Raw genomic sequence first — 5,445 nt, 5'->3', positions numbered from 1 at the left:
GCAGAAGAAAACTATCCGCCGCAGTTCGCTTTTGGTTCTGATGTTCGTAATGTTTATGCTCCCGGTGGTCTTCACCGGTTGCGGAACACAGGTTCCATCGGGCCACCATGGAGTCAAGTACCTCAAGTTCCAGGGTGGAACTGAGATGGACAAGATTTACACCGAGGGCTTCCAGTGGCATTTCCCGTGGAATTCATTCTATGTCTACAAGACACAGCTCCAGGAGAAGCAGGAGATTCTGGATGTGCTCTCGTCTGATGGTGCCACTATTCAACTCGAGGTTTCTATCTGGTATCGTCCGGTGGTCAAAAAACTGGACAGCCTGCAGGTTACTGTCGGTCCGAACTATTATAATGTTGTGGTAGCACCGGCTCTGCGAGGCATCGCCCGTACTATCGTGGGACGCTACAAACCGGAGGAGATCTATTCCACCAAGCGCGAGGAAATCTCCAGTTCGATCGTCAAGGCGATGGATTCATTGACAGCCGGCAAATTCGTCAACGTCGATAACGCGATTGTCCGAAATGTGAGTTTGCCTAAACGGATTTCGGATGCTATCAACGACAAGCTTGCAGCCGACCAGGAACAGCAGAGAATGGAATTTACTTTGATGAAAGAAAAGCAGGAGGCCGAAAGAAAAGTCATCGAAGCCGAGGGTATCCGCAAGTTCCAGCAGATCGTCTCGGCCGGCCTGACCAAAGACTTCCTGCGCTGGAAGGGTATAGAGGCGACCGAGGATTTAGCCACTTCGACCAACGCCAAGACCGTTATAATCGGAAATGCCTCCGATGGTCTGCCGATTATTTTAGGCGGTCACTAAACACAATCCTGCTCAAATTCAAACGCCCGCCTGTCCGCGGGCGTTTTTTTGTGGCAAAAGCTGTTGACAGAATGAGCCTGATGACTGCATCTTGTGGCAGTTCGAAAGGAGCGCTCAATCATGCTGGTCGCGATCGACTGTGGCAATACCAATACCGTTTTCGGCTTGTACAAACATGATGTTCTTATCGCCGATGCCCGGTTTACATCGAACGAGCTGGGTACTTCGGCCGAGTGCGCCCGTGCGCTGGACTGGTTTCTTAAACGAAGCGGGCGTGGCAGAGACGATATCGAGGCAATCGTAATCGGTTCAGTCGTGCCCGGCCTGACTCCGCGTCTGGTCGAGATGGCGCATGCCTATTATGATAAAGAACCGCTTCTGGTGTCGGGAGAATTACAACTCGGGATTGTCAATCTCTACCACAATCCCAGAGAGGTCGGCACCGACCGCGTGGTGGGAGCGCTGGCGGCATATAACAGCCACCGGAGAGCCTGCATAATTATAGATTTCGGCACTGCGACAACGATCGATGTCGTCACAAAAAAAGGCGAATACCTGGGGGGAGTGATCTGTCCCGGTCTTCAGACCTCGGCCTTGTCATTGTCGCGACGGGCCGCCCAGCTCTTCAATGTTGATCTTAAACCACCCCAAAGTTTTGTCGGGCGTACGACCGAAGAATCAATCAAGTCCGGACTCCTGTACGGCACTGTTGCTATGATCGAGGGTTTACTGGCACGAATAACGGAGGAGCAGAAGACCAGCTTTTTCGTAGTCGCGACCGGCGGGCTGGCCCCGATGATCGCCGAACATACTGATATGATCGACGAGGTCAATCCCTCGCTGGTTTTGGACGGGCTCGCGCTGGCCTACAGGATCCTCACCAAATAATCAACGTTTCTTTTGAAGAACCGCGATCATGCGCCAGCTCGATTCCGAGTTGTCGAGCTTTTTGCGCAGGTTGAATTTGCCGTAGGAACCGAGATAATCGAATTTGTTATTCAAACGCACCAGCAACTGGAATTCCTGGTAGGGCAGTATCCGGTAGGGATCGGTAAAAACATGGCTCCGGCGTTTCTTGCCCTTCTCTGATATCTGCATCGTGACTTTTGTCTGATGAACCTGGGTAATGGGATCGAAGGGATCTTCTTCGGTTCCCCATTGAACGAATACTTTTGTTCCATCCTCGTCTTCCATATCCCAGATATTGGTATCGTCTTCCTGCTCCTCGAAATTGTCGCGCGGGTGCTGCATCTCGATCACGTAGAGCCCTTTTGATTTGAGGTTGCGGGCGACTGAATCGAGATGGGTCAAAATATCGTCGACCGAGGTCAGCATATGAATCGAGGCGATCATACAAAGCGCCAGATCGACTTTTTTGGGAAGCTTGAAATCGATCATGTCGCCCTCGAGGATTTCCGCCTCGCCCCGCATCCATTTGTTCTTTTTGCGTGCGTAGCGCACCATCTGTGGAGACAAATCCAGTCCGTAAGAATAGTCGATATGCTGTTTTCGTGAAAACTCGATCGCGTGGTAGCCCGGCCCGCAGGCGATATCGACCACCGAGTTCGGTTTGCGCCCCTGGATTCGTCTGAAGACTTCTATCAAAAAGCGGCTTTCCTTGTTCAGGTCGCGAAAATCAAATGCTATGTCATAATACTTCGGATGCAGGTAGAGCTTATTTTTTGACATTGTATCCCCCGCTTACAGGTTTAATTTCAGTTTCATCATCGTCATCATCATCTTCTTCAACCAGTTTCCATCCTCCTTTGCGATATCGCCAGAACATCAGCACAGCCCGTGCCGCCCAGTCGGCGAACATTGCAAACCAGACCCAGAATATGCCGGTTTTGAAAACATAAGCCGCCAGCAGGGCCACCGACAGGCGCACGCCCCACGCACCTATGAATGTAATGTACATGACCCAGCGGGTTTCACCCGCGCCGCGCAGTCCGCCTCCGAAGACCATTGTCAATGCCAGAGGGGTTTGCATGAATGCCGCCATCTGGCAGACTATAATCCCGAGCGGGACTACTTCCGGATCGCTGGTGAACATATGTACCCAGATCGATGGAATCAACAAAAACGAAACGCCCAACAGCGTCATGAATATACCGGGTATCCACAGCGCCTGGTATCCGGAGCGGACAGCCTGGTCCATTTTTCGCGCTCCCAGGTTCTGGCCGACCATGATCTGTGCCGTCTGCATGAATGCGATCCCCGGCAGAAAAGAAAAAGCTTCAATATTGATCACGATCTGCGTTGCGGCATAGGCCGCGACAGAATAGTGCAAAACGATCGCCTGGTAAAGTGCAATTCCGGAAGACACCAGGGCCCTTTCACCGGCTACCGGAAGTCCGAGTTTAAACAATCGAAGCAGGTCTTTTTTGCGCATCCAGCCGGCTGAAAAGCGAATCAGACCCCGCCGCATGGCGATAAAGAACAGCATCAGGCATCCCATCAGGTCTGACACCACGGTCGCATATCCGGCACCCTCCACACTCATCTCCGGCAGGCCGAGTTTACCATAGACTAAAACATACGCAAGGACTATGTGGACGAGATTGGTCACAGTGACGACATACATCGGTGTGCGTGAATCGCCCGTGCCCTGAAAGATCATGGTGAGGGTGTACACGAATACTCTGAATGTATAGAAAGTCCAGATCAGCTTAAGGTAATCCCAGGCCAGCTCGAGAACTTCGGCCTCCGCGCCCATAAAACGTGCCACCGGCCGAGAAAGCAAATTGCCCAGAACAAGCATCACTACACCGACCGCGACAGCCAGCCAGACCGAGGTATTAATCACCCTGGTGCGCCGCTTAGGTTTATTTGCGCCTGTATAATATGACACCAGGACATTGACACCGACCGAAAGGGCATAAGCCAGCGCCATCCCAAGAAATGTGATCTGCTGTCCGAGCCCAATCGCCGCCAGAGGATTCTTGCCGGTTTGACCGATGATTATGACATCCGCGATGCCGACTCCGCGAATCAGGACCATTGAGATTACAATCGGCCATGCCAGCCTGAAGATATGCCGTCTGAGCTCACTGTTCGTCATAAGATCGGAAGATACCACATGGGAGAGATAAGTCAATTCGATTTAAAGCCTGTGCAGACACACAGGACGCAGTAGGTAAGTACTTACAAAACCCTGTTATGAGGCACTTGAGATTGAGAAACAGAAGGTAAATCAAATCAATTTTCTTGACAGTTCAGTTCTGCGGAAGCATTATATAATAAGCACTAACCTGTAACGGGCGAGTCAAAACCACATCATTAACTCATTCTATCCCAATGCGTGGACTGAAAGGGATTCTTGAAGTCATACGGGGATTACATCCTGCAGGGAGGTTTCTTATGAATCGGGTTACCTTATTTCTAATCACATTCTTGTTTTTGGTATCAGGCGTTTCACTTTTTGCATCAGATTTTTCTGTTGAATCAAGTTCTGATCCGGTTGCTTACGATCTGCATAAAAAATATATGGAAATGAAGCAGATGGATGATCTTGTGCTTGAGAATCAGGATGATCTCCTGTTCGAACGAGCGGATACCGGTCTGACGTATCTAGCGAGTCTCAACTGGTCGGGGATGCTGGATTTTTGTATAGACGGCGACTACCTCTATAGCGTCGATTACAATGGCCTGATGGTATTCGATATCAGCGATCCCTCGGCGATTGACAGCGTCAGTTGTCTCTACTTTGGTGTAAGTAGTCGAAAAATTGCGAAGTACGATGATTACATTTACCTGGCACAGTCGGGAGATGGGATCGCGATAGTCGATGTCTCCGATCCGGAAAACCCGGATTCGGTGGGACGCCTGGACACATCTTTCGGTTACAACGATATTTATATCCGCGACAGCCTGGCATATATTATCAGGAGCTATGGTCTTTTGGTCTACAGTCTCTCTGATCCGGTTCAGCCCGAAATCGTCACCTCGGTCGATTTGAGTGACGGTGTCAGCTTCATTCATGCCGAGGAAAACGAACTCTACCTGGTCGGCTACGACTACATCCTGATCATAGATATAAGTGATCCATGGGCACCGGTTGGCAGTGGTGGAATCCCGATCGATCACGATGTCAGGGGGCTGGATGTCGACGGAAACCTGATGTTTGTGGCCGGTTATACAGGGGGCACTTATATATACGATATCAGCACACCGAACTTACCGGATTCGCTGGCTGTATTTGATAAGGGCGGATACATGCATTTGGCAGTTACCGTAAAGGACAGTATCGGATACATAGGCGCTATCGGTTCGTCCTGTTCCTTCAGTTATTCCGATCCACAAAATCCATCTCTGATCTGCAGTTGGTCGGAGTTTTCTCATACCTATCAGTTAATAGATGATTACCTGTATGGACTCGGCTATGATGAGGTCAACTGTTTTTCGCTGGCAATACCGACCTGCCCGTCAGTGCTGGATGTTTATCAACTGGCACACAGCACGCAGGATGTAGCTGTTTTTAGTAACCAGCTATACATACTCGAGAGCCTGTGGCATTTCGATGTCGTCGATATCAGTGTTCCTGAAAGTCCCCTGCTTATCAGCAAACATAAAACCCATGGCATTTCATACGATTTCTTCGTGCACGACAGCCAGGCTATCACCTC

The 5,445-nt window shown here is 50.3% G+C and carries 5 protein-coding genes; 3 read left to right on the top strand and 2 right to left on the bottom strand.

The annotated features are described in order from the left end of the window. Together GF404_08165 and GF404_08160 are read left to right on the top strand one after the other, a co-directional pair. Positions 1–820: prohibitin family protein (locus GF404_08165; protein MBD3382157.1), on the top strand; the 820-nt coding region annotated here is incomplete at its 5' end. Between the two features lie 93 nt (positions 821–913). Beyond that, the gene (locus GF404_08160; GenBank protein MBD3382156.1) at positions 914–1,708 is read left to right on the top strand and encodes a type III pantothenate kinase; all 795 of its coding nucleotides are present in this window, start codon (positions 914–916) and stop codon (positions 1,706–1,708) included. Here GF404_08160 and GF404_08155 read toward each other — a convergent pair whose 3' ends face one another. Continuing rightward, complete coding sequence (locus tag GF404_08155) at positions 1,709–2,509, bottom strand: methyltransferase domain-containing protein (GenBank protein ID MBD3382155.1); 801 nt, start codon at positions 2,507–2,509, stop codon at positions 1,709–1,711. Continuing rightward, positions 2,496–3,881, bottom strand: coding sequence for an MATE family efflux transporter (locus GF404_08150; GenBank protein ID MBD3382154.1), 1,386 nt, complete (start codon positions 3,879–3,881; stop codon positions 2,496–2,498). The genes GF404_08155 and GF404_08150 overlap by 14 nt, the downstream gene beginning before the upstream one ends. 236 nt (positions 3,882–4,117) lie before the next feature. Here GF404_08150 and GF404_08145 point away from each other — a divergent pair. Continuing rightward, the coding region (locus tag GF404_08145) for a hypothetical protein (protein MBD3382153.1) at positions 4,118–5,445 on the top strand (1,328 nt) is incomplete at its 3' end.

The organism is Candidatus Zixiibacteriota bacterium, assembly GCA_014728145.1.
GTDB lineage: Bacteria > Zixibacteria > MSB-5A5 > JAABVY01 > JAABVY01 > WJMC01.
Note: the sequence above shows the minus strand (reverse complement) of the source record. Positions and strands in the feature narration are given on the sequence as shown.

What these genes read in the sequence shown, in the direction of transcription:
- GF404_08150 (MBD3382154.1), bottom strand. Translation starts at nt 3,881, where the DNA reads ATGACGAACAGTGAGCTCAGACGGCATATCTTCAGGCTGGCATGGCCG.
- GF404_08155 (MBD3382155.1), bottom strand. Translation starts at nt 2,509, where the DNA reads ATGTCAAAAAATAAGCTCTACCTGCATCCGAAGTATTATGACATAGCA.